This is a genomic window from Micromonospora sp. L31, from assembly GCF_052068075.1.
Taxonomy (GTDB): domain Bacteria; phylum Actinomycetota; class Actinomycetes; order Mycobacteriales; family Micromonosporaceae; genus Micromonospora; species Micromonospora purpureochromogenes.
The window spans coordinates 21,446-43,877 of the sequence record NZ_JBQHDC010000013.1 but is presented as its reverse complement, the minus strand read 5'-3'; the positions used below and the strand labels follow the sequence as shown (position 1 = coordinate 43,877).

At 73.8% G+C, this 22,432-nt stretch carries 20 protein-coding genes and 1 riboswitch; of the genes, 8 read left to right on the top strand and 12 right to left on the bottom strand.

From position 1 onward, the window contains the following. Positions 1–7: 7 nt before the first annotated feature. The 4 genes from ACTMS9_RS26780 to pdhA all read right to left on the bottom strand — a co-directional run bounded on the left by ACTMS9_RS26780 (position 8) and on the right by pdhA (position 5,449). Complete coding sequence (locus ACTMS9_RS26780; RefSeq protein WP_441166292.1) at positions 8–1,678, bottom strand: right-handed parallel beta-helix repeat-containing protein; 1,671 nt, start codon at positions 1,676–1,678, stop codon at positions 8–10. Positions 1,679–1,848: 170 nt separating this feature from the next. Continuing rightward, a complete protein-coding gene (locus tag ACTMS9_RS26775; RefSeq protein WP_441166291.1) occupies positions 1,849–3,231 on the bottom strand; it encodes a dihydrolipoamide acetyltransferase family protein in 1,383 nt (460 codons plus the stop codon). Further along, entirely contained in the window at positions 3,228–4,244 is a 1,017-nt protein-coding gene (locus tag ACTMS9_RS26770; RefSeq protein WP_441148738.1) for an alpha-ketoacid dehydrogenase subunit beta, read from the bottom strand. Before ACTMS9_RS26770 ends, ACTMS9_RS26775 begins: the two co-directional genes overlap by 4 nt. Then, entirely contained in the window at positions 4,244–5,449 is a 1,206-nt protein-coding gene (pdhA, locus tag ACTMS9_RS26765) for a pyruvate dehydrogenase (acetyl-transferring) E1 component subunit alpha (protein WP_441166332.1), read from the bottom strand. The genes ACTMS9_RS26770 and pdhA overlap by 1 nt, the downstream gene beginning before the upstream one ends. 72 nt (positions 5,450–5,521) lie before the next feature. Here pdhA and ACTMS9_RS26760 point away from each other — a divergent pair, with 72 nt between their 5' ends. Then, the gene (locus ACTMS9_RS26760; protein ID WP_280836669.1) at positions 5,522–6,028 is read left to right on the top strand and encodes an Lrp/AsnC family transcriptional regulator; all 507 of its coding nucleotides are present in this window, start codon (positions 5,522–5,524) and stop codon (positions 6,026–6,028) included. A gap of 27 nt (positions 6,029–6,055) precedes the next feature. Here ACTMS9_RS26760 and ACTMS9_RS26755 read toward each other — a convergent pair whose 3' ends face one another. After that, positions 6,056–7,027: a DNA polymerase domain-containing protein gene (locus ACTMS9_RS26755; RefSeq protein ID WP_441166290.1), complete on the bottom strand. Its 972-nt coding sequence runs from the start codon at positions 7,025–7,027 to the stop codon at positions 6,056–6,058. Positions 7,028–7,151: 124 nt separating this feature from the next. Here ACTMS9_RS26755 and ACTMS9_RS26750 point away from each other — a divergent pair, with 124 nt between their 5' ends. Next, positions 7,152–7,772, top strand: a complete 621-nt coding sequence (locus tag ACTMS9_RS26750; protein ID WP_154936484.1) for an L-threonylcarbamoyladenylate synthase — start codon at positions 7,152–7,154, stop codon at positions 7,770–7,772. 97 nt (positions 7,773–7,869) lie between these two features. On the opposite strand, the gene ACTMS9_RS26745 is transcribed toward ACTMS9_RS26750, so the two are convergent. The 3 genes from ACTMS9_RS26745 to ACTMS9_RS26735 form a co-directional block, all read right to left on the bottom strand. Next, positions 7,870–8,415 carry a hypothetical protein gene (locus ACTMS9_RS26745; protein ID WP_441148740.1) on the bottom strand — a complete coding sequence of 182 codons (546 nt, stop codon included), beginning with the start codon at positions 8,413–8,415 and terminating at the stop codon, positions 7,870–7,872. 136 nt (positions 8,416–8,551) lie between these two features. After that, positions 8,552–8,878, bottom strand: coding sequence for a hypothetical protein (locus ACTMS9_RS26740; protein WP_441148742.1), 327 nt, complete (start codon positions 8,876–8,878; stop codon positions 8,552–8,554). A 103-nt stretch (positions 8,879–8,981) separates the two neighbouring features. Continuing rightward, positions 8,982–10,943, bottom strand: coding sequence for a Xaa-Pro dipeptidyl-peptidase (locus ACTMS9_RS26735; RefSeq protein WP_441166289.1), 1,962 nt, complete (start codon positions 10,941–10,943; stop codon positions 8,982–8,984). A 179-nt stretch (positions 10,944–11,122) separates the two neighbouring features. On the opposite strand from ACTMS9_RS26735, the gene ACTMS9_RS26730 reads away from it, so the two are divergent. Continuing rightward, positions 11,123–13,372, top strand: a complete 2,250-nt coding sequence (locus ACTMS9_RS26730; RefSeq protein WP_441166288.1) for a VPS10 domain-containing protein — start codon at positions 11,123–11,125, stop codon at positions 13,370–13,372. Between the two features lie 64 nt (positions 13,373–13,436). Here the strand turns inward: ACTMS9_RS26730 and ACTMS9_RS26725 are convergent, their stop codons facing one another. Then, positions 13,437–13,667: a hypothetical protein gene (locus ACTMS9_RS26725; protein WP_441148771.1), complete on the bottom strand. Its 231-nt coding sequence runs from the start codon at positions 13,665–13,667 to the stop codon at positions 13,437–13,439. Positions 13,668–13,816: 149 nt separating this feature from the next. Here ACTMS9_RS26725 and ACTMS9_RS26720 point away from each other — a divergent pair, with 149 nt between their 5' ends. From ACTMS9_RS26720 to ACTMS9_RS26705, 4 genes are all read left to right on the top strand, one after another. Then, positions 13,817–14,548, top strand: coding sequence for a histidine phosphatase family protein (locus ACTMS9_RS26720; protein ID WP_441148745.1), 732 nt, complete (start codon positions 13,817–13,819; stop codon positions 14,546–14,548). Then, entirely contained in the window at positions 14,532–15,401 is an 870-nt protein-coding gene (locus ACTMS9_RS26715) for an NAD(P)H-hydrate dehydratase (RefSeq protein ID WP_441148746.1), read from the top strand. The genes ACTMS9_RS26720 and ACTMS9_RS26715 overlap by 17 nt, the downstream gene beginning before the upstream one ends. A 145-nt stretch (positions 15,402–15,546) precedes the next feature. Further along, positions 15,547–17,031 (top strand): S8 family peptidase, encoded by a 1,485-nt coding sequence (locus ACTMS9_RS26710; RefSeq protein WP_441148747.1) that lies wholly within the window; start codon positions 15,547–15,549, stop codon positions 17,029–17,031. Positions 17,032–17,145: 114 nt separating this feature from the next. Next, the gene (locus ACTMS9_RS26705; protein WP_179805259.1) at positions 17,146–17,646 is read left to right on the top strand and encodes a hemerythrin domain-containing protein; all 501 of its coding nucleotides are present in this window, start codon (positions 17,146–17,148) and stop codon (positions 17,644–17,646) included. A gap of 47 nt (positions 17,647–17,693) precedes the next feature. On the opposite strand, the gene ACTMS9_RS26700 is transcribed toward ACTMS9_RS26705, so the two are convergent. Further along, positions 17,694–18,563: a metallophosphoesterase family protein gene (locus tag ACTMS9_RS26700; RefSeq protein ID WP_441166287.1), complete on the bottom strand. Its 870-nt coding sequence runs from the start codon at positions 18,561–18,563 to the stop codon at positions 17,694–17,696. Positions 18,564–18,728: 165 nt separating this feature from the next. Next, positions 18,729–18,818, top strand: a riboswitch (ZMP/ZTP riboswitch). An 18-nt stretch (positions 18,819–18,836) separates the two neighbouring features. Between ACTMS9_RS26700 and ACTMS9_RS26695 the strand changes: the two genes are divergently transcribed. Beyond that, positions 18,837–20,273 (top strand): glycine hydroxymethyltransferase, encoded by a 1,437-nt coding sequence (locus ACTMS9_RS26695; RefSeq protein ID WP_441148749.1) that lies wholly within the window; start codon positions 18,837–18,839, stop codon positions 20,271–20,273. Between the two features lie 175 nt (positions 20,274–20,448). On the opposite strand, the gene araB is transcribed toward ACTMS9_RS26695, so the two are convergent. Both araB and ACTMS9_RS26685 read right to left on the bottom strand, forming a co-directional pair. Continuing rightward, entirely contained in the window at positions 20,449–22,104 is a 1,656-nt protein-coding gene (gene araB, locus ACTMS9_RS26690; protein ID WP_441148751.1) for a ribulokinase, read from the bottom strand. A 66-nt stretch (positions 22,105–22,170) separates the two neighbouring features. Then, entirely contained in the window at positions 22,171–22,431 is a 261-nt protein-coding gene (locus tag ACTMS9_RS26685) for a hypothetical protein (protein WP_154936474.1), read from the bottom strand. Position 22,432 lies beyond the last annotated feature (1 nt).

Below are 22,432 nucleotides of genomic sequence, written 5' to 3'. Positions count from 1 at the left end.
GGGTCGTTCAGTCCCAGTCCTGGTCGCCGTGGTTGCGGTCCCACCGACCGCCGACCGGCGGGGTGTCCAACCGGGTGGCGCTCTCGGCGTTGCCGGCGAGGTCGTTGTCCTCGACCCGGCAGGCCACGCAACTGCCCCGCTCGGTGATCCACAGCCCGTGGGTCTGGGTGCTCGGGTCGTGGTTGTCCCAGACGCGGTTGCCCCGGATCGTCGCCGAGTCGAAGGCCGCGTTGATGGTGATCCCGGCCCGGGTACCGGGCGCGGCGGGCAGCTCGTACGCCGTCCCGGGCAGCGGGGTGTCACCGCTGTAGGCGTCCGGGCGTACCGGGGCGAGGGTGAGTTCGGAGGCGGTGTTGGCGGCCACCACGGCCACCCGCTCGCCCACCCGCAGCACCTTGCCCCGGTGCCCGTCCGACGGCCAGTTCGCCGAGCGGTCCACCAGCGCCTTGTCGCTGTACCGGACCGTCTCGCCGCCGCCGGCGCAGGCGCCGGCGCACTGCCGCCCGTTGTTGCGGATCCGGTTGTTGAGCAGCACCGTGTCGGTCATCGGTCGGTCGAGGCGGATCCCGTCCAGGCCGTTGCCCCAGAACTCGTTGCTCTCGATCACCACGTCCATCGCCGGGTCCTGGTAGCCCCGGCCCAGGTTGTGCTCGTGGTAGCCGTAGGCGCCGTTGCCGCTGACCCGGTTGCCCCGCACCGTGTACGGGCCGGGGGTGTTGCCCATGCTGATCCCGTCGCGGACGTTGCCGTCGATCACGCAGTCGGTCAGCAGCCCACCCCGGCCGGCCACCCCCGAGGTGCCGTTGGCCGAGACGTCGAAGCCCGCCTCCAGGTTGCCGGTCATCGTGCAGCCGGTGACGATCAGCCCGTCGGCGCCCCAGTCGGAGATGCCGAACCGGTTGCCCTGGCTGTGGCAGCCGACGATCCGGTAGCCGCGCGGCGGCGGCCAGTAGTCCTTCTGCAACTCCAGGAAGATGCCGTTGGTGCCGTTGCCCAGCGCGGTGCAGTTGGCGATGGTGAGCCGCTCGACGGTGCCCCAACCGCCGATGCCGATGCCGATGCCGGCCCCGCCCATCTCCTCGCCGTTGTCCAGCCGGCCGCAGCCGACGACCACCACGCCGTCGATGATGCCGTCCTGGCGGAAGTCGCAGCCGAGCCCGCTCGCCGCAGTGTGGTGGATGTAGAGGTTGCGGAACACCCCGCGCACCACGTACTGCAGGCCCAGCCCCTTGGCCAGGTAGTTGTACTCGGCCATGGCCACGCCGGAGCCGTCGATCTCGAAGTCGGCGAAGGTGCAGTCGGCGATGTGCCGGTCCCGGTCCGCGCCGTGCTGCAGGGTGGTCCAGAAGGCCAGCGGCGTCGGGTCCGACCGGTTGCCCTCGTTGCTGAGCAGGAACCGGGTCGCCGCCGAGCCGGCCCCGATCAGCGAGACCCCGCTGCGCCACACCGTGCCGGCGTCGCGGATCGAGTAGATCCCCGGCGGGCAGTAGATCACCCGGGCCCGCCCGTCGGCGGCGTACCCGTCGCCGAGCCGGTCCACCAGGGCGGCGAGCGCCGGCTGGTCGTTGGTCACCCCGTCGCCGGTCAGCCCGTACTCGTGCGCGTCGCACCACAACGGCGCACCGGCGACGGACGGGCGCCGGTCCCGCACGGTGACGGGCAGACCCTGGTACGGCACGGGTGCTCCTCTCGGCGGTCCGGTCGTTTCCCCGGCCGCCGATTTCCCGACCCACCGACCGGAAAACGCCGTGCCCACACCCCCGCCGCCCGCACCGTTGGGCCGACGAAGCGGACACCACGCCGTCCGGCGGCGGAGCCGGCCAGCGCGGCCGGCTCCGCCCGTACCGCTCAGACGTTGGCGACCAGCAGCGCCGGCTGCTCGACGCAGTCGGCGACGTGCCGCAGGAAGCCGCCCGCCACGCCACCGTCACAGACCCGGTGGTCGAAGGTGAGGCTGAGCTGGGTCACCTTGCGCACCGCGAGCTGCCCGTCGACCACCCAGGGCTTGTCCACGATCCGGCCCACCCCGAGCAGCGCCGCCTCCGGGTGGTTGATGATCGGCGTCGAGCCGTCCACGCCGAACACCCCGTAGTTGTTGAGGGTGAAGGTGCCGCCGGTCAGCCGGGCCGGCGGCAGCGTGCCGGCCCGGGCCGCGGCGGTGGTCTCCGCCAGCGCGGCGGCCAGCTCCCGGGTGGTGAGCCGCTGGGCGTCGCGCAGCACCGGGACGACCAGGCCCCGGTCGGTCTGCGCGGCGATGCCCAGGTGCACCCCGGCGGACTGGATGATCCGCTGCCCCTCGGTGTCGACGTGCGCGTTGAGCTGCGGGAACCGCCGCAGCCCGCTGAGGCAGATCCGGGCCAGCAGGGCCAGGATGCTCACCGGCGCGTCCGGGGTGGCGGCGTTGATGGCCGCCCGGGTCTCCAGCAACCCGGTGGCGTCCACGTCCACCCAGATGGTCACCTCGGGGATCTCCCGCCGGCTGCGGGAGAGCTTGTCGGCGATCACCTTGCGGATGCCGGTGAGCGGGATGATCACGTCCTGCCCCTCGGCCGGGGCGAGCCCGACGTGCGCGTCGGGCTGCTCCGGCACCGCCGCGAGCCGGCTGGCCGGCGCGGCGGCGGCCGCCTCCACGTCGGCGCGGCGGATCACGCCGCCGGTGCCGGTGCCGCGCACCGCGGCCAGGTCCACCCCGCGTTCCCTGGCCAGCCGACGCACGATCGGCGAGATGACCAGCGCCGCCGTCGGCGTCCGCCCGGCCGCGAGGTCGGTCGGTGCCGCGGCCGGCTCCGGCGTGTCCTTCCCCTCGGGGACGTCGGTCGCGCCGGCGGTGGGCTCGGGGGCCAGCGCCAACCGGGGACGGCGCCGACGCCGGCCGGCGCCGGCGTGCCCGGTGCCGTACCCGATCAGCACGTTGCCGGAGCCGGCGCGCTCCTCCTCGCGGTAGGTGGCGTGCCCGGCCGGCTCGCCGCCGCCGCCGTCGAGCGGCGCGATGGTGATCAGGGGTTGGCCGACCGGGCGCACCTCACCCGCCGCGCCGTGCAGGGCGACCACCCGGCCGGCGTACGGGCAGGGCACGTCGACGACCGCCTTGGCGGTCTCCACCTCGACCACGCTCTGGTCCACCGTGACCACGTCGCCCACGGCGACCCGCCACTCCACGATCTCGGCCTCGCTCAGCCCCTCGCCCAGGTCGGGCAGGAGGAAGACCTGCGTCCGCTCCACCGTGGTCACGCCGCACTCCCCTGGGGCAGCCAGCGCGGGTCGGGCTGGTCGTCCCACTGGAGGCGGGCCACCGTGTCCAGCACCCGGTCCACCGAGGGCAGGTGGGTGTGCTCCAGCATCGGCGCCGGGTACGGGATGTCCAGGCCGGACACCCGCAGCACCGGGGCGTGCAGGGCGTGGAAGCAGCGCTCCTGCACCCGGGCGGCGATCTCCGCGCCGACCCCGGCGAAGCCCTGCGCCTCCTGGATCACCACGCACCGGCCGGTCCGGCGGACCGAGGCGGCGATCGTCTCGTCGTCGAACGGCACGATGGTGCGCACGTCGACGACCTCCAGGTCCCAGCCCTCCTCGCGGGCGGCCTCGGCGGCCTCCAACGCGACCGGCACCGCCGGGCCGTACGCGACCAGGGTGGCGTCGGTGCCGGGCCGGCGCACGACCGCCCGGCCGAACGGCGCGGTGGTCGCGGGCAGTTCCGCCTCGGCGCTGGAGAAGTAGAGCTTCTTGGGCTCCATGAACACGACCGGGTCGGGGTCGTCGATCGCCTGGCGCAGCAGCGAGTACGCGTCCTCGACGGTGGCCGGGGTGACCACCTTCAGGCCCGGGGTGTGCGCGTAGTACGCCTCGGACGAGTCGCAGTGGTGCTCCACCCCGCCGATGCCGCCGGCGTAGGGCACCCGGATCACGATCGGCACGCTCAGCGCGCCGCGGGTGCGGTTGCGCAGCTTCGCCACGTGCGAGGCGATCTGCTCGAAGGCCGGGTACGCGAACGCGTCGAACTGCATCTCCACCACCGGGCGCAGCCCGGACATGGCCAGCCCGACGGCGAAGCCGACGATGCCGGCCTCGGCCAGCGGGGTGTCGAAGCAGCGCTTGTCGCCGAAGCGGGCCTGGAGCCCGTCGGTGATCCGGAAGACGCCGCCGAGCTGCCCGACGTCCTCGCCGAAGACGACCACCCGGTCGTCGTCGAGCATCGCGTCGGCGAGCGCGGCGTTGAGCGCCTTCGCCATGGTCATGGTGGCCATCAGGCGTCCCCCTCCTCGTCGCGGGCGGCGGCCAGCTCCGCGCGGACCTGCTCGCGCTGCTCGACCAGCTGCGGGGTCGGCTCGGCGTAGACGTGGTCGAAGAGGCTGAGCGGGTCGACCGTGGGCTGGGCGTTCATCCGGTCGCGCAGGCCGGCGGCGTACGCCTCGGCCTCCTCGGCGATCGCGGCCACCGCCGCGTCGTCGAGCGCGCCCCGGTTGCGCAGGTACGTCTCCAGCCGGGCCACCGGGTCGCGGTCGCGCCAGGCCTCGACCTCGTCGGCGTCGCGGTAGCGGGTGGCGTCGTCGGCGTTGGTGTGCGGCTCCATCCGGTAGGTGTGCGCCTCGACCAGGAACGGCCCGTGACCGGCCCGGGCGTGCGCCACCGCGCGGGTGAGCACCGCCAGCACCGCCACCGGGTCGTTGCCGTCGACCTGCTCGCTGGGCACGCCGTAGCCGACGCCCTTGTACGCCAGGCTCGGCGCGGCGGTCTGCCGGGACAGCGGCACGCTGATCGCGTACTTGTTGTTCTGCACGAAGTAGACGACCGGGGCCTTGAACACGGCGGCGAAGTTGACCCCCTCGTGGAAGTCACCCTCGCTTGTCGCGCCGTCGCCGATGAAGGCCAGCGCCACGGTGTCCCGGCCCTGGTACGACTCGCCGTAGGCCAGCCCGGCGGCGTGCACGCACTGGGTCGCCAGCGGGGTGCACTGCGGCGCGGTGTGCACCCGCGTCGGGTCGTACCCACAGTGCCAGTCGCCGCGCAGCAGGGTGAGCACCTCGACCGGGTCGATGCCGCGGCTGACCAGCGCCATCGACTCGCGGTAGGTGGGGAAGACCCAGTCGGTGTCGCGCACGGCGAGGGTCGCCCCGACCTGGCAGGCCTCCTGGCCGCGTGAGGACGGGTAGACGGCGAGCCGGCCCTGCTTGGTCAGGGCGGTGGCCTGGGTGTCGAAGCGGCGACCGACCACCATCCGGCGGTACATCTCGCGCAGCGCCTCGGCGGGCGGCTCGGGGTAGTCGGCGCGGGCGGGCAGCGGCGTACCGTTCGGGTCGAGCAGTCGGACCGGCTCGGCCTGCGGGAGCAGGCCGGCGGAGGGGTCGGGCGCGGCCGGGGTGGCCGGCCGGCGGGTGCGCGGGGATGCCCTGCGGACCGCCTGGGGTGTGGTCGTCACGGCGGGGACCTCCTGGACGTGTGGTGGCCTTATGCTCCTGCTGTCGGATGATTGACTCAAGATGCGCGGTGAACGTGGGATGAATGGCATCCCGAGGGGGCTGATGTGAGCCAGGAGACCAGTCCGGAGGCGGGCCTGCCCGGTGGAACGGGACGTTCGGCCGGTCCGCTGGACGAGGTGGACCGGCGCATCCTCGACGAGCTGGTCCGCGACGGCCGGCTCTCCGTCCGTACGCTGGCCGAACGCGTGCACGTCTCCCGCACCAACGCGTACGCCCGGGTGGAGCGGCTGCTGCGCGACGGCGTGATCACCGGGTTCCGGGCGCAGGTGGCGCCGGAGCCGGCCGGGCTGGGCACCTCGGCGTACATCGCCCTGACGATTGAGCAGAACACCTGGCGGGAGGTGTCGGCGGAGCTGGCCCGGGTGCGCTACGTCGAGCACGTGGCGCTGCTCAGCGGCGAACACGACGTGCTCGCGCTGGTCCGCGCGCCGGACAACGCCACCCTGCGGGACGTGGTGCTGGAGCGGGTGCAGGGCATCGCCGGGGTGCTGTCCACCCGCAGCTGGCTGGTCTTCGAGGAGTTCACCGGCGCCCAGAGCCCCTGGCAGTGACCCCTCAGCGCCCTGGGCGGTGACCCGTCAGCGCTCCGGCGGGGCCGCCAGCCCCTCCCGGTCGGCCAGCTCCAGCAGCGGCTCCAGCGAGAAGCGCCGCTCGTCCAGGCCGGCGTGCGGGTCGCCGCGCCCGGCGAACCGGGCCGGCATGCTCACCACGTCGAAGTCCTCGGGGCGAGCGTCGTCCAGCTCCGACCAGTCCAGCGGCGCGGAGACCAGCGCCGCCGGCGTCGGCCGGATCGAGTACGCCGAGGTCATGGTGTGGTCGCGGGCCATCTGGTTGTAGTCGACGAAGACCGGCCGGTCCCGCTGCTCGCGCCACCAGGTGGTGGTGACCAGGTCGGGGCGGCGACGCTGCATCTCCTGGCCCAGCGCCAGCACCGCGCGCCGGCACTCGCCGAAACTCCACCTCGGCTCGATCGACAGGTAGACGTGCAGGCCCCGCCCGCCGGTGGTCTTCGGGTAGCCCACCAGGCCCAGCTCGTCGAGGAAGGCACGGACCTCGTGCGCCACCGGCACCACCTGGTCGAAGCCGACGCCCGGCATCGGGTCGAGATCGATGCGGAGCTGGTCGGGGCGTTCCACGTCGGCCGCCGAGACCGGCCAGGGGTGGAACCGCAGCGTCCCCAGGTTGGCCGCCCAGATGACCACGGCCAGCTCGCTCGGCGCGACCTCGTCGGCCGTCCGCCCGCTGGGGAACGTGATGTGCGCGGTGCGGACCCACTCGGGCGCGCCGGCCGGCAGCCGCTTCTGGTAGAAGGCGTCGCCGCGGTTGTCCTGCCGGGTGGCGATCTTCGCGCCCTCGAAGACACCGCGCGGCCAGCGTTCCAGCATGGTCGGCCGGTCCCGCAGCGCGCGCAGGATGCCGTCGCCGACGGCGAGGAAGTAGCGCACCACGTCCAGCTTGGTCAGGCCTCGCTCCGGAAAGTAGGGCTTGTCCGGGCTGGAGACCCGGACCACCCGCTCCCCGACCCGGATCTCCTCCGCCGCCGTCGCCACGCTCACACCGTAACGGCAGCGGCCGACTCCCGCGCCCGGCTCACCGGCACCGCCCGCCGAGCCGGACGGCACGCGATGGCGGCCGGCCGTTCCGGGGGTCGCCGCCCCCGCCTAGGCTGCCGCCATGGCGACGTACCTCGACGTGCACCCGGACAACCCGCAACCACGAACGATCAGCCGGGTGGTGGACGTCGTCCGCGGCAACGGACTGATCGCCTACCCGACGGACTCGTGCTTCGCCCTCGGCTGCCAGCTGGGCAACCGGGAGGGCATCGACCGCATCCGGGACATCCGCCAGCTCGACAGCCGGCACCACTTCACCCTGGTGTGCCGGGACTTCGCGCAGCTCGGCCAGTTCGTCCAGATCAACAACGCCCTGTTCCGGTCGCTGAAGGCGGCGACCCCGGGCAGCTACACCTTCATCCTGCCGGCGACGAAGGAGGTGCCCCGCCGGTTGCTGCACCCGAAGAAGAAGACCGTGGGGGTCCGCATCCCCGATCACGTCGTGACGCAGGCGTTGCTGGCCGAGCTGGGCGAGCCGCTGGTGTCGAGCACCCTGCTGATGCCCGGCGACACCGAACCGATGACGCAGGGCTGGGAGATCAAGGAGCGGCTCGACCACGTGGTCGACGCGGTGATCGACTCCGGCGAGTGCGGCACCCTGCCCACGACGGTGATCGACTTCTCCGAGGGCGAAGCGGAGATCCTCCGCCGCGGCGCCGGCGACCCGTCCCGCTTCGAATAGGCCGTCGCGCGCCACTCGGTTTGCGGCGTGTGGCGGTGTCCGGGACTCGGAATACCGCCACCCGCCGCAAACGGTGCCGGGCGCGCCCGGCGGGGACTCAGGGTGTCTCGTCGTCCAACGACGGCAGCGGCAGCAGCTCGGCGGTGCTGCCGGCGCCCCGCTCGGAGTGCGCGGGTGGCGGCAGGTCGCCGCCCGGTGCCCGGCTGTGCAGCCGGCCCGCCCCGGCCGGCCCGGCGCGGCGGGAGACCTCGCAGGTCACCTGATGGATCGGCGCGGGCGCGGTGCCGAACCGCCCCGGTCCCCAACGCACCCAGATCGCGACGCGGCCGGCCGCCGCCTCCGCCAGAAGCTTGTCCCAGGTACGACGCCGGTCCGTGTGGTCGACCTCGATGACCACGGGCGGCCCGTCCGGCCGGGCACACGCGACGTCGAGTACCGACTGCTGACGGGACAGCGGCGGCGGTAGGGGCAGCACGCTCGGCGCCCGGCGATAGACCCGCCAGCCCTGGTCACCGGCCCAGGCGACCACGGAATCGATGATCCGCGCCGTCACCGCGTCCGTGGTCAGGTCGACGAAGGTGAGCCGGGCGAGGTCGCGCCCGAGTGACGCCGCCAGCCGTTCGCCGTCCGCCACGCCGTCCATGGGCGCAGGGTAGCGGCTCGCCGGGCCTCCGCCGTGACCGGCGGTCGCGGCCGGGCGTCCCGCCGGCCGTGCACCGCCGCGTCGGGCCCGTGGTGCCGACGCCGTGGCCGCGCCCACCGGCAGCCGGCCGGAGCGGTCAGACGATCAGCAGGATGCCCACCACGACGAGCGGAACCGAGACGAACAGGAAGATGCCGACCCCGGTGAGCACCCGCCCACCGCCGGCGTCCTCCCGCTCCGGCGCCAGCCCGAACGTCGACCGGGCGTCCAGCATGCCGATCCGGCTCAGGGTGAGGTCTCCGGTGACCGCCAGCAGGAGGCCGACCACCACCAGCGCGATGCCCAGCAGGTGGAGGAATTCGCCACCGCTGACCGCCACCCAGATCCCCACCCCGACCGCGGCGACCGCCACCGCGATCACGAAGAGCACCAGCGCCTCGCCCAGACCCTTGACCACTGTCATCCGGCGTCACCCTTCCCGTCGTGGTCGATCGATTGGCATCCTTCCCGGTCGATCGGCCCGCCGCTGCCCCGCAAGGCGGCGGCGGGCCGGTCGACAGCCGCCGTCAGGAGCGGTCCGGCAGCTGACGGTTGTCGGGCGGGGCGGCGCGGCCGTCCGACGGGGCGGCGGGAGCGGTGACCACGTCCGGCGCGACCGGGGCCGACGGCAGGGTGGCGCGGCCGGTGACGGGCAGGGTCAGCGTGCTGCCTCCCAGGTCCACCGAGACGGTGGCGTCCCGGTCGTCGGTCTCGGTGAAGCCCGGGTCGCTCTGGGCGAGGACGAGACCGAGCACGTGGCCGGCCGGCAGCACCGCGTCGTACGCCTTGAGCGGCAGGGTGACCGTGTACCAGCGGTCCGGGCGCAGCGGGCTGGTGAACCGCAGGGACCGGTGGTGCGCCGCGTCGAGCCAGCCGCGGGTGAGGACGCCGTGGTCGGTGACCGCGGTGATCTCGGCGGTGTCCCGGTAGCAGGCGTCGTCGGCCACGGTGGACTCCCCCCAGCACGACTCGGTGGCGAGCGTGCGGACCCCCTCGGAGCTGCGGTACTGGATCCGTTCCGCGGTGCCGTAGTCGACGAGCCGCGCGCTCAGCGCGGTGGTCGGCCGGTCGACCCTGATCCGCAGGCGCACCGACGGCGTCCCGGAGATCCGCAGCGGCGCGGTCAGCGCGCCGGAGAGGAACACCAGCCGTCCGGCGCGGGCGGTCGTTGGCTCGGTGACCACCTGCGGCTCGGTCAGCGACTCGTCGGTGTACGCCCGCACCACGCCCGGACGGGCGCCAGGACCGCCGAGCGTGCCGGTCGTGCCGTCGCCGGCGCCCAGGGCCACCGGGACGTTCCGGGTGCCCGGGGCCGGCCAGTCGCGCTGCTCGGTCCACACCCCGGGGGCGGTCTCCAGGGTGGCCCGGGGCTCCCGCATGACGCCGTTGGGCAGGCCCTGCAGCCAGTAGTCGAACCAGCGGTGCAGGGTGGCGACCCACTCGGCCCGGCGGACGTCGAACGGGTCCTCGTGCCCGGCCTGGTAGAGCCAGAGCCGGCGCGGCACCTGCCGGTCGGCGAGCGCGTCCCACCAGCGGGCGAACTGGCCGGTGGTGACATTCAGGTCGTTGACGCCGTGCGCGACCAGCACGCTCGCCCGGACCTGCTCGACCGAGCGGCGGTAGTCCCGCTCCGCCCAGTACGCGTTGTAGTCGCCGGTGTCCTCCGCGCTGTCGGCGCGCAGCCGGGCGAGCACGGCGGCGCACGCCGCGGCGGGCCGACCGTTGACCACCTGGTGCAGGTAGGCGGGATAGTCCGACGCCCGCAGCAGGCCCCGGTAACGCTGGTAGTCGTACCAACTGGAGATCGCGGAGATCGGCACGATGGTCTCCAGGCCCCGGACGCCGGTGGCCGCCACGCCGTTGGCGACCGAGCCGTCCCACGACTTGCCGATCATGCCGACCCGGCCGGTGCTCCACGACGCGGTGACCGGCTCGCCGTCCAGCGTGAAGCCGCGGGCCCGGCCGTTCAGCCAGTCCACCACCGCCTTCGCCCCGGCCACCTCGGCCCGGCCGCCGACGTCCTCGCAGCCGCTGGCGCGGGCGGTGCCGCTGAGGTCGACCGCGGCGAAGGCGTACCCGCGGGGGACGAACCAGTTGTCGTAGAAGAGCGGGGCCTTGGCGATCACGCCGTTCGCGTCGTACGTCTTGCGTTCGCTCTCGTTGCCCCGGCCACAGCAGTGGTAGTACGGCGAGGCGTCCATGATGACCGGCACCCGGACGCCGGCCTGCGCCGCCTCCCGGGGCCGGACCAGGTCGACCATGACCCGGTCCCGCACGCCGTCGCCGTCGGCGTCGGTCGGCGTCTCGACCTGGACGCTCTCCCGGACGGCGTCGGCGTAGGAGTAGACCGGCACGGTGTGGTCGCCGGCGAGGTGCGGTGGGGCGGCCGGCCGGCCGGGCGCGGCGTGGGTGGGGGCGGCGGGGGCGGCCGTGAGCAGCAGCGCCGTGAGGGTGGCGGCGGCCAGCGCCCGGCGGCGGGCAGGCGTCATCGTGGTCCTTCCGACGGGTACGGCAGGTCAAGCCATTCCACCCCATCGATATGGTTCCTGCCTAGTGTCCGGTGTCGACCCGGTCACCTTCAGCGACGCCGGAGGGTTGACCATCGACATCCGTCTTCGTAACGTTCGGCGGGACCGTCGACCCTCCCTCCACCGGCGAAGGGACCTCCGTGGCACGACGACGTACCCTCTCCCTGATCCTGGCCGCGACGCTGCTCTCCGGCGGCACCGTGGCCCTCTCCCCCACCAGCGCCGGCGCCGCACCGCCGCGTCCCGAGGACGAGTACCGGCCGGTGCGCGGGCCCTCCGCCCCCGCCGAGTACCGCTACCTGCAGAAGACCGTGCGCGGCGAGGCGCTGCCCCGGCACGCCTACGACACGGCGGCGAAGGCCGGGGCCCGGCTGCCCGCGGTCGGCGGGCGGTGGACCTCGGTCGGGCCGACCAACATCGGCGGCCGGATCACCTCGCTCGCGCTGGACCCGCACCGCCCCGACACCGTCTACGCCGCCGCCGCCAGCGGCGGGGTCTGGGTGAGCCGGGACGCCGGCAACCGCTTCGAGCCGGCCTGGCCGGACGGTTGGACCCAGGCGATGGGCGCGGTGGCGACCGGCCCGGACGGCACCCTGTACGCCGGCACCGGCGAGGCCAATCCGGGTGGTGGCAGCGTCACCTACGAGGGCACGGGCCTGTACGCCTCCCCCGACGGCGGCAAGACCTGGCGGTCGCTGGGGCTGCGCGACTCGGGCGCGATCGGCGCGATCACCGTCGACCCGGCCGACCCGAAGCGGATCTTCGTGGCCGCGGCCGGTTCGCTCTACAACGGCGGCGGCGACCGGGGCGTCTACCGCTCCACTGACGGCGGTGCGACCTGGCAGCGGATCCTCGCCGGGGCCAACGAGTTCACCGGCGCGACCGAGGTGCTGATCGACCCGCGCGACGCCGACCGGCTCTACGCCGTGCTCTGGGACCACCGCCGCACCCCGGACCTGCGCACCTACGGCGGCGTCGGCTCAGGGGTCTACCGCTCCCTCGACGGCGGGGCGACCTGGGCGCGCCTGGCGGGTGGGCTGCCGGCGGCCGGGCCGGAGGTGGGCCGGATCGGCCTGGGCCAGTCCGCCTCGGACCCGGACCGGCTCTACGCCATCGTCAACTCCACCGCCGGCCCGTTCGCCGGGTTCTACGGCAGCAGCGACGGCGGCGACGCCTGGACCCGACTCCCGGACACCCCGGAGCTGACCACCTCGCAGTCCACCTTCGGCTGGTGGTTCGGCAAGGTCTGGGTCGACCCGGACGAGCCGCAGCACGTGCACGTCGCGGGCGTGCCGCTGCTGACCACCAAGGACGGCGGGCGGACCTGGACGGCGGACAGCAGTTCCACCCACGTCGACCACCACGCCATGATCTGGGATCCGCGCCGTCCGCAGCGGGTCTACCTCGGCAACGACGGTGGGACGTACCGCTCGGACGCCAACGGGGACGGCGGCTGGGTGAAGGCCACCCACGAGCCGTACACCCAGTTCTACAGCGTGGCGATCACGCCGCAGGACGTCAGCCGGATCTCCGGCGGCACCCAGGACAACGGCTCGCTGCGCTCGTGGGGCGGCCCCGCCTTCAACGAGTATCTCGGCGGGGACGGCGAGGAGAACCTGATCAACCCGACCGACAAGGAGAACGTCTACGCCTGCTACCAGTACGGCAACTGTTTCTTCTCGACCGACGGCGGCGAGACGATGACGTACTTCGGCAACCGGGTCACCGCCGCCCGGCGCAACTGGTTCACCCCGGTGGTCTTCGACCCGCGCGACCCGGCGGTGATGTACTACGGCGCCAACGTGCTCAACCGGTCGACCGACGGCGGCCGGACCTGGACGGCGATCAGCGGCGACCTGACCGGTGGACCGGGCCGCGACCCGATCTACACCAACTACGGCACCATCACCACGGTCGCCCCGGCCGGGGACGGCCGGACCGTCTACGTCGGCACCGACGACGGGCGGGTCTGGGTGACCCGGGACCTGGGCGGCTCCTGGCAACTGCTGCTCTCCGGGCAGCCGTGGGTCACCCGCGTCGTGGTCGACCCACGGCGGGCCGACCGGGTGTACGTGACGCTGTCCGCGTACCGGTCGGGCTCCCAGCGGCCGTACGTGCTCGGCTCGCTCGACGGCGGCCGGCACTTCCACGACCTCAGCGGCACCCTGCCGAAGGCGCCGGTCAACGACCTGGCCATCGGCAAGGGGCTGACCCTCTACGTCGGCACCGACCAGGGCGTGTTCGTCAGCCCGACCGGCGGCGGGGTCTGGCTGCGCCAGGGCCGGGGCCTGCCGTTGGTCCCGGTCGACGACATCGAGTACGACGGCACCAACCACCGCCTCGTGGCGGGGACCTTCGGCCGGGGCATCTACGCCGTCCAGGTGCCCTGAGTGTCGCGGCTGCCGGGACCGGACGCGACGAGACTGCCGCGTCCGGCCCCCGGCAGCGCGGGTGTCAGCGCCCTTCCTGCTGCAAGCGCTGCATGAGCATCTGCTTGGCCTGGTCACCCGCCTTGCGGTTGTTCTCCTGAATCTTGCTGAACCAGGTGGCCAGTTCCGAATCGCCCCGCTGCTCCGCGTCCGCGATGTAGGTGTCCATCCGGTAGATGTTGTCCAGCGACATCTGCAGGACGTGGATCAGGTCGTAGTTCTTGTCCTTCAGCGGGCTCTTCTGTTCCTTCACCATGGTCGCCACGGCGTACCTCCCCCTGTCTCGGCTTCCGAACGCGCCAGCGCTTACCCGGCCTCGGCCCGTTCACGCCCGGGGCGCGGGTCGGGGGCTGCCGGCCGAGCCGGAACGGTTACCGGGCGGCCCGCTCGGGTACGGGTGGCCGCATGGCGGAACTGGCAGCCCTCTGGATCGTCCGGCACGGCGAGAGCACGGCGAACGTCGCCGCGACGGCCGCGGAGACGTCCGGCGCCGAGCTGATCGACCTGACCCACCGGGACGCCGACGTGCCGCTGTCGAACACCGGCGAGGAGCAGGCCCGGGCCACCGCCCGCTGGCTCGCCGGCCTGCCGGCCGAACGCCGGCCCGACGTGGCGGTGGTCTCGCCGTACCTGCGGGCGGTGCGCACGGCCGAGCTGGCGCTGGCCGGCACCGGCATCCCGGCCAGCCGGGACGAGCGGCTGCGCGACCGGGAACTGGGCATCCTCGACGGCCTGACCGGGCACGGCGTGCAGCGCCGCTTCCCCGAGGAGGCCATCCGCCGCCGCCGGCTCGGCAAGTTCTACTACCGCCCACCGGGCGGCGAGTCCTGGACCGACCTGGCGCTGCGGCTGCGGGCGCTCCTGGGCGACCTGCGCCGCGACCACGAGGGACAGCGGGTGCTGCTGTTCGGCCACGACGCGCTGGTCTTCATGCTCCGCTACCTGGTGGACGGGCTGACCGAGGCGGAGCTGATGGCGCTCACCCGGGAGCACGTGATCGCCAACTGCTCGGTGACCGGCTGGTCGGCCGACCCCGAGGGCCGCCTCGTCCTGGACACCTTCAACGACGTGACGCACCTGCGCCGGCAGGGCGCCCGACGGACCAGGGAGGACGAGGTCCATGCCGAACCGGTCTGAGACGCTGGTGATCACCCCGGCGCTGCTGCGCGACTGGGCGCTGCCGGTGCCCACCGGCGGCAAGGAGCACCGGGGCACCGTGCTGGTGGTCGGGGGTTCCCGCTTCACCCCCGGCGCGGTGCTGCTGGCCGGCGTGGCCGCGCTGCGCGCCGGCGCCGGGGTGCTTCAGCTGGCCGCCGCCGAGTCGACCGCCGCCGCGCTGAGCATCCAGGTGCCGGAGGCGCTGGTGATCGGCCTGGCCGAGACCGGGGACGGGGCGGTCGCCGGCGATCCGGGCGACCGGCTCGGCGAGCTGGTCGGGCAGGCCGACGTGGTGGCGCTCGGTCCCGGCCTCAACGACATCGACGAGACCCGGGCGCTGCTGCGCCTGGTCCTGGACGCCGCCGCGCCGGAGACGCCGCTGGTGCTGGACGCGTACGCGCTCGGCGCGCTCAGCCACCAGCCGGACCTGCTGGTCGGCGCGGGCCGGCCGGTGGTGCTCACCCCCAACGTGACCGAGGCGCGGCACCTGCTGGGCCGCGAGCCCGGTCACGACCTGGACGCCGAGGCGCGCGAGCTGGCCCGTCGGTACGACGCGGTGGTCTCGCTCTACGGCCACATCGCCACCCCCGCCGGCGAGTGCTGGCGGGAGGAGAGCGGCGACGCGGGCCTGGGCACCTCGGGCAGCGGCGACGTCCGCTCCGGGCTGCTGGCCGGGCTGCTGTCCCGCGGGGCGACGCCGGCGCAGGGCGCCTGCTGGGCCGCCTGGGCGCACGCGGTCAGCGGCCAGCGGCTGGTCCCCCGGTTCGGACGGATCGGCTTCCTCGCCCGCGAGCTGCTGGACGAAATCCCGCACACCCTGGCCACCGTATGACGGTCAGCGACCGACCGAACGGATGTGTGTAACGACACACTCCGCTCCTACGCTGTTGGTTCGGAAGCGGGCATCCCGCCCTCTTCCCGCCGGCCGCTCCCCACCAGGGGGCGCACCCGGCTGAAAACAGCCCCTGGGAGTCTGTGTGAAGAACCTTCGTCGCAAGACACTGGCTGCCGCGTCCGCCGTGACCCTCGGTGTCGGCCTCGCCGTCACCGGCGGGCTGGCCCCGGCGGCGGCCGCCGGCCCGGACACCACGTTCCTGGTCCTGGCCCCGCAGGGCGCCACCACCGGGAAGGCGGCGGCCCGCGTGGCCGCGGCCAACGGCACCGTGGTGGCCACGTACGACCAGATCGGCGTGCTCGTCGTCCGCTCGACCAACCCCGACTTCGTCACCGACGTGGCGGGCGCGGGCGTCGAGTCGGTGGCGTCCACCGCCGGCCTGGGCACCGCTCTCGAAGAGAGCGAGACCGTGGAGGTTTCCGCGGCCGAGGCGGCGAGCAGCACCGCCGACCCGACCGGGGAGCCCCTCTTCGGTCAGCAGTGGGACATGCCGATGATCGGCCTCCCGCAGGCCCACGCCGTCAACGCCGGAAGCGCCGACGTGGTGGTGGGCGTGCTGGACAGCGGCATCTCCTCCAGCCACGAGGATCTGAAGGACCAGATCGCCAAGGACAAGAGTGCGTCCTGCCTCGGCGGCACGGTGGACACGGCCGAGGCGGCCTGGAACCCGACGACCTCCGACCACGGCACCCACGTGGCCGGCACCATCGGCGCCGCCGTCAACCGCAAGGGCGTGGCCGGCATCGCGCCGGGCGTGAAGCTCGCCGCGGTGAAGGTGGTCAACGACGACGGCTACATCTTCCCGGAGGCCGCGGTCTGCGGGTTCATGTGGGCCGCCGAGCACGGCATGGAGCTGACCAACAACAGCTACTACATCGACCCGTGGGAGCTGAACTGCCGCAACGACGCACGCCAGCGTCCGGTGTGGCAGGCGGTCCAGCGGGCCATCCGTTACTCGCAGAGCAAGGGCGTGCTCAACGTGGCGTCCGCGGGTAACTCCAACTACGACCTCGCGCACAAGCTCGACGACTTCGGCAGCCCGAACAACGGGACGCCGGAGGAGCGCGAGGACCTCACCAACGCCTGCCTCGACCTGCCGGCCGAGGTGCCGGGTGTGGTGACCGTCTCGGCGGTCGGCCGGACCGGGGCGAAGAGCTTCTACTCCTCGTACGGCCAGGGTGTCATCGACGTGACGGCGCCGGGTGGCGACACCCGCTACCGCACGCAGGGTGTCACGCCGACCTCCACCGACGGGATTCTGTCGACCACCTTCAACACGGCGACGAAGACCAACGGCTACGGCTACAAGCAGGGCACCTCGATGTCCGGCCCGCACGCCACCGGCGTGGCGGCGCTGGCGGCGTCGGCGCACCCGGGCATGAGCCCGGGTCAGCTGGCGGCGTTCCTGGAGCGTACGTCGGTGGCGCAGTCCTGCCCGGAGGGCGTCTACAACCCGGCTCCGCTGCACCCGGCCGGCCCGCACGCCTACGACGCGACCTGCTCCGGCGGCGAGCGCAACGGCTTCTACGGCGCCGGCATGGTCAACGCGTACAACGCGGTGAAGTAGCAACACGGCACGACCAGTGATGGGGCCCGGCGGACACGCCGGGCCCCATCCGTTTTCGCAGCTCACCCTCGGGGTACCGGGGCAGACGTCAGTCGGAAACAAGGAGGTCTGCCGGTGTCCACCGATGCCATCGTCCTGCTCAAAGAGGACCACAAGGAGATGCGCCGACTCTTCAAGGAGTTCCAGAAGGCCGAGGAGGGTCCGGCCAGCAAGCGCCAGCAGCTGGTGAACCAGATCCTCGAAGCCCTGACGGTGCACACCTACCTGGAGAACGAGGTGATGTACCCGGAGGTCCGCAAGCTCCTGCCCGACCTGGAGGACGACATCCTCGAGTCGTACGAGGAGCACCACGTCGCCGACCTGCTCTGCGCGGAGCTGGCCGCGATGGACGCCTCCGACGAGCGCTTCGTCGCCAAGACCACGGTGCTGATCGAGAACGTCGAGCACCACGTCGAGGAGGAGGAGCAGGAGTGGTTCCCGAAGGTGCGCGAGGCCCTCGGCCGCAACCAGCTCCAGGAGATCGGTGAGCGGATGATCGCGATGCGCAAGGACGCGCCGCGTACCCCCACCGCCCCCAAGGCGATCAAGAAGGCCGTCGACGCGGTGACCGCCTGAGCGCTATCCCGCACGGGGTCCGGCCGTCGGCCGGGCCCCGGCGCGCGTCACCAGGCGGTCGGCGGCACCCCGTCCGGCGCCGGCAGGATCTGCCGCACCCGCCCCGGAGGTACGCCCCGGCGCCGCCACTCCCGGGGGTAGCCCACCGAGACCTCCTCGAAGCGGACCCCGTCGTGCCAGGTGGTCCGGGGGATGTGCAGGTGCCCGTAGACCACGGCGACGGCGTCGAAGCGGCGGTGCCAGTCGGCGGTGGCCTCGGTGCCGCACCACTGGGCGAAGATCGGGTAGCGCAGCACCCGGGTCGGTTCCCGCACCAGCGGCCAGTGGTTGACCAGCACGGTCGGCAGGGCCGGATCGCGGTCGGCGAGGCGGCGGGCGGTCTCGGCGACCCGGGCCGCGCACCACTCGTGGCGGCTCGGGTACGGGTCGGGGTGCAGCAGGAACTCGTCGGTGCAGACGATTCCCGTCCGGTACGCCTCGGCCAGGGCGGCCTCGCGGGTGTCGAAACCCTCCGGCCGCCAGCTGTAGTCGTAGAGCAGGAACAGCGGCGCCACCAGCACCGGCCCGCCCGGCCCCCGCCACACCGGGTACGGGTCCTCCGGGGTGAGCACGCCCAGCTCCCGGCACCGGCGTACCAGGTGCTGGTAGCGGGCCACGCCCCGCAGGGTGACCGGGTCGCCCCGCGGGGTCCAGAGCTCGTGGTTGCCCGGCGCCCACACCACCGTGTCGAACCGCTCGGCCAGCAGGCCCAGCGCCCACTCGACGTCGGCGGCGGTGTCGCCCACGTCCCCGGCGACGATCAGCCAGTCGCGGGGCGAGGACGGGCGCAACGCCTCGACCAGCGCCCGGTTCTCCGCGTACCCGACGTGCAGGTCGCTGATGGCGACCAGGCTGCCGCCGGCGTCCTCGGATGGCATCCGCCGATCGTACGCAGAGCGCGCCGCGGGCGTGGGGCCGCGCGGCGGCGGGCGCGTCAGTCCGCCGAGCCCGGCTCGGCCATCTTCCGGTGCTGCTCCTACTTGAGCCGGTCCACCCCGTCCGGCGAGGTCGGGCGGGCCCCGCCGGCGCGACCCGGTAGGATCGGCGCGGGCCGTGACTGGCGCGTGGGGATGGAGCACCATCGGGAAGCGGTCCCGTCATGAGGACGCACGCCGAGCGCCTGGGCCTTCCGCACGTCTGTAGGAGGTCGCATGTCGCTGAACGCCGAATCCACCGCATTCCGCAGCGCGCTCGAGGTGATCCGCGCCGTCGAGCCCCGGGTGGCCGACGCCATCGGCGCCGAGCTGGCCGACCAGCGCGAGTCGCTCAAGCTCATCGCCAGCGAGAACTACGCCTCCCCGGCCACCCTGCTGGCCATGGGCAACTGGTTCAGCGACAAGTACGCCGAGGGCACCGTCGGCCGCCGCTTCTACGCCGGCTGCCAGAACGTGGACACCGTCGAGGCGCTCGCCGCCGAGCACGCCCGGGAGCTGTTCGGCGCCGCGCACGCGTACGTGCAGCCGCACTCCGGCATCGACGCAAACCTGGTGGCGTTCTGGGCGATCCTGGCCGATCGGGTGGAGTCCCCGGCGTTGAAGAAGGCCCAGGTACGCCAGGTCAACGACCTCACCGAGGCGGACTGGTTCGCGCTGCGCCGCGAGCTGGGCAACCAGCGGATGCTCGGCATGTCGCTGGACGCCGGCGGCCACCTCACCCACGGCTTCCGGCCGAACATCTCCGGCAAGATGTTCGACCAGCGCAGCTACGGCACCGACCCGGCCACCGGCCTGATCGACTACGACCGGGTGGCCGAGGCGGCTCGGGAGTTCAAGCCGCTGATCCTGGTCGCCGGCTACTCGGCGTACCCGCGGAAGGTGAACTTCCGGATCATGCGGGAGATCGCCGACTCGGTCGGCGCCACCTTCATGGTCGACATGGCGCACTTCGCCGGCCTGGTCGCGGGCAAGGTCTTCACCGGCGACTTCGACCCGGTGCCGCACGCGCACATCGTCACCACCACCACCCACAAGTCGCTGCGCGGCCCGCGCGGCGGCATGGTCCTCTGCGGTCCGGAGCTGGCCGACCAGGTGGACCGGGGCTGCCCGATGGTGCTCGGCGGTCCGCTGCCGCACGTGATGGCAGCCAAGGCCGTCGCCCTGGCCGAGGCTCGCCGCCCCGACTTCACCGACTACGCCCAGCGCATCGTCGACAACGCCCAGGCGCTCGCCGAGGGCCTGGTGCGCCGGGGTACGAAGCTGGTCACCGGCGGCACCGACAACCACCTGGTGCTGCTCGACGTCTCCGGCTACGGCCTGACCGGCCGGCAGGCCGAGCAGGCGCTGCTGGACTCGGGCATCGTCACCAACCGCAACGCGGTCCCGCAGGACCCGAACGGCGCCTGGTACACCTCGGGCATCCGGATCGGCACCCCGGCGCTGACCACCCGGGGCCTCGGCGTCGCCGAGATGGACGCCACCGCCGAGCTGATCCACACCGTGCTCAGCCAGACGCAGGCCGGCAGCAACCCCGACGGCACCCCGTCGAAGGCCAAGTACGTCCTCGACCCGGCGCTGGCCGACAAGATCAGCAAGCAGGCCAACGAGCTGCTGACCGGCTTCCCCCTCTACCCCGCCGTCGACCTGGGCTGACCCCACCCTCACCCCCCGACGCCCCGCCCGGCCCCGCCCGGCGGGGCGTCGCCGTCCCTCCCCTTTCCCCCGCACCCCCGGTGATCAAGAAGTTTCGGTCACGGGAATGCGCTCTCCCCGACGCAAACCTCTTGATCACCGAGGTCGCCCGCGGGGTGCGCGGGCCGGGGCCGGGTCAGGGGGTGTGGTGGGCGCGGTTGCGGAGGGCGCGGAGGCGGTGCAGGACGTCGGTGCCGCCCCGGCCGAAGTGGTCGTGCAGGGCCCGGTACTCGGCGTACAGCTCGTCGTAGGCGGCGGCGCGGGCCGGGTCCGGGTGGAACGTCTCGCGGTGCGGCGCACCCATCGCCTCCGACGCGGTCGACACGTCCGGGTACGCCCCGCCGGCCACCGCCGCGTGGATGGCCGCGCCCAGCGCCGCCGGCTGCGCCGCGTCCAGCACGTGCAGCGGCCGGCCCAGCACGTCGGCGTAGATCCGCAGCAGCAGCCGGTTGGCGGTGAGGCCACCGGCGGCGGTCAGCTCGCGCACCGGCACCCCGGCGGCGGTGAACGCCTCGACCACGGTCCGCGCCCCGAAGGCGGTCGCCTCCAGCAGCGCCCGCCAGATCTCCTCTGGGCGGGTGGCCAGGGTCAGCCCGACCAGCACCCCGCTCAGCTCGTGGTCCATCAGCACCGAGCGGTTGCCGCTGTGCCAGTCCAGCGCGAGCAGACCGTGCCCGCCGACCGGCTGCTCGGCGGCGAGCGAGTCCAGCAGCTCGTACGGGCTGACGCCCCGCCGCCGCGCCTGTTCGGCGTACGACGCGGGCAGCGCCCGGTCGACGTACCAGGCGAAGATGTCGCCCACCCCGCTCTGCCCGGCCTCGTACCCCCAACTGCCGGCGCTCACCCCGCCGTCGACCACCCCGCACACGCCGGGCACCTCGTGGCAGTCGTCCGCGTTCATGATCAGGCAGGTGGAGGTGCCCAGCACCGCGAGCATCCGCCCGGGCGCGACGCAGCGGGCGGCCGCCGCGGTGACGTGCGCGTCGATGGCGCCGACCGCCACCGGCGTTCCCTCCGGCAGGCCGGTCCAGCCGGCCGCCTCGGCGGTGAGCGTCCCCGCCCGGGCGCCCAGCGCGGCCAGCGGCCCGTCGACCTTGGCCAGCAGCCCGGGCAGCGCCGGGTGCAGCGCGGCGAGGAACTCCGGGGACGGCTCGCGGCCGTCCTGGCGCAGCCCCTTGAAGCCGGCGGCGGAGACGTTGCGGGTTTCCCGCCCGCAGAGCCGCCACACGATCCAGTCGGCGGCCTCGATCCAGCGTTCCGCGGCGTCGAAGACCTCCGGGTCGGCCTCCAGCAGCTCCAGCGCCTTGGCCAGCTGCCACTCGGCCGAGACCCGGCCGCCGTAGCGGCCCAGCCAGGTCTCGCCGCGTTCCCGGGCGACGGCGTTGATCCGGTCGGCCTGGGACTGGGCGGCGTGGTGCTTCCACAGCTTGGGCCAGGCGTGCGGCCGGTCCCGCAGCCCGGGCAGCGTGCAGAGCGGGGTGCCGTCGGCGAGCGTCGGCAGCACGGTGCAGGAGGTGGCGTCCACGCCGATACCGACCACGTCGCGCGGGTCGACCCCGGCGGCGGCCAGCGCGGCGGGCACCGCGACGCGCAGCACGTCGAGGTGGTCCTCGGGGTCCTGCAGCGCCCAGTCCGGCGGCAGCGGGACGCCGGCGGGCAGCCGTTCGGTCAGCACTCCGTGCCGGTACGGGTGCACCGCGCTGCCCAGCTCGGCGCCGTCGTCGACGGCGACCACCACCGCCCGGCCGGACAGCGTGCCGAAGTCCACGCCGACGGCGTACCGCTGCCTCATCCTCGCCCTCCGTCCCCGCCGGCGGACCCTCCCGCGCCGGAAGGTCACGCTAGCAACAGGGCGGGATCAGGGGATCGGACGCTTCAGGTGGTAGCGGTGCACCTCGGTGCTGCCCTGCACGTTGTTCACGTCCTCGCCGGCGGAGACCAGCTCCCAGCCCTCCCGGCCGGCGCGGTTGAGGTGCGCGATCGCGGTGTCGCCGTACGCCGTGATGTCGGTGCGCGACCCGTCCGGGCCGTACCAGACGAACGAGACATGGAAATTGCGTCCCTGCCCCTGGTAGCGGCGGACCAGCAGGGCATACTCCCAAGCGACCATGGCGTCCATT

What these genes read in the sequence shown, in the direction of transcription:
- ACTMS9_RS26700 (WP_441166287.1), bottom strand. Translation starts at nt 18,563, where the DNA reads ATGCCATCCGAGGACGCCGGCGGCAGCCTGGTCGCCATCAGCGACCTG.
- araB (WP_441148751.1), bottom strand. Translation starts at nt 22,104, where the DNA reads ATGAGGCAGCGGTACGCCGTCGGCGTGGACTTCGGCACGCTGTCCGGC.
- ACTMS9_RS26750 (WP_154936484.1), top strand. Translation starts at nt 7,152, where the DNA reads ATGGCGACGTACCTCGACGTGCACCCGGACAACCCGCAACCACGAACG.
- ACTMS9_RS26745 (WP_441148740.1), bottom strand. Translation starts at nt 8,415, where the DNA reads ATGGACGGCGTGGCGGACGGCGAACGGCTGGCGGCGTCACTCGGGCGC.
- ACTMS9_RS26720 (WP_441148745.1), top strand. Translation starts at nt 13,817, where the DNA reads ATGGCGGAACTGGCAGCCCTCTGGATCGTCCGGCACGGCGAGAGCACG.
- ACTMS9_RS26695 (WP_441148749.1), top strand. Translation starts at nt 18,837, where the DNA reads ATGTCGCTGAACGCCGAATCCACCGCATTCCGCAGCGCGCTCGAGGTG.
- ACTMS9_RS26725 (WP_441148771.1), bottom strand. Translation starts at nt 13,667, where the DNA reads ATGGTGAAGGAACAGAAGAGCCCGCTGAAGGACAAGAACTACGACCTG.
- ACTMS9_RS26770 (WP_441148738.1), bottom strand. Translation starts at nt 4,244, where the DNA reads ATGGCCACCATGACCATGGCGAAGGCGCTCAACGCCGCGCTCGCCGAC.
- ACTMS9_RS26740 (WP_441148742.1), bottom strand. Translation starts at nt 8,878, where the DNA reads ATGACAGTGGTCAAGGGTCTGGGCGAGGCGCTGGTGCTCTTCGTGATC.
- ACTMS9_RS26685 (WP_154936474.1), bottom strand. Translation starts at nt 22,431, where the DNA reads ATGGACGCCATGGTCGCTTGGGAGTATGCCCTGCTGGTCCGCCGCTAC.
- ACTMS9_RS26735 (WP_441166289.1), bottom strand. Translation starts at nt 10,943, where the DNA reads ATGACGCCTGCCCGCCGCCGGGCGCTGGCCGCCGCCACCCTCACGGCG.
- ACTMS9_RS26715 (WP_441148746.1), top strand. Translation starts at nt 14,532, where the DNA reads ATGCCGAACCGGTCTGAGACGCTGGTGATCACCCCGGCGCTGCTGCGC.